Here is a 406-nt window from a genome sequence, read left to right as displayed (position 1 = left end):
GAAGGTGCGGCTGGATCACCTCCTTTCTAAGGAAACTGAAGTTCTGCGAACTTCATAAAAAGACGCTATGTATTATGTTTAGTTTTGAGAGAACTGGTTGTTCTCGAAATAAATATGAATGGGCCTATAGCTCAGCTGGTTAGAGCGCACGCCTGATAAGCGTGAGGTCGATGGTTCGAGTCCATTTAGGCCCACCATTCATTTTAATATCCTATGGGGCCTTAGCTCAGCTGGGAGAGCGCCTGCCTTGCACGCAGGAGGTCAGCGGTTCGATCCCGCTAGGCTCCACCAATTTATTTGCTGACTGCTTTTTTGTCTGCAAATATTTCTCTTTTAAGCTCGTTCTTTGAAAACTAGATAACGTAACAAAACATTCATTGAAGTAAAGTTCTTTAAAACTTAAAGG

2 tRNA genes are annotated in these 406 nt (G+C 43.1%); both read left to right on the top strand.

Going from position 1 to position 406, the window contains the following annotated elements:
- Positions 1-120: 120 nt before the first annotated feature.
- A tRNA-Ile gene (locus LKW28_RS22835) sits at positions 121-197 on the top strand.
- An 18-nt stretch (positions 198-215) separates the two neighbouring features.
- Positions 216-291, top strand: a tRNA-Ala gene (locus LKW28_RS22830).
- Positions 292-406 lie beyond the last annotated feature (115 nt).

It is taken from the genome of Bacillus sp. REN16, from assembly GCF_020731355.1.
Classification (GTDB): domain Bacteria; phylum Bacillota; class Bacilli; order Bacillales; family Bacillaceae_L; genus Ferdinandcohnia.
Note: the sequence above shows the minus strand (reverse complement) of the source record. Positions and strands in the feature narration are given on the sequence as shown.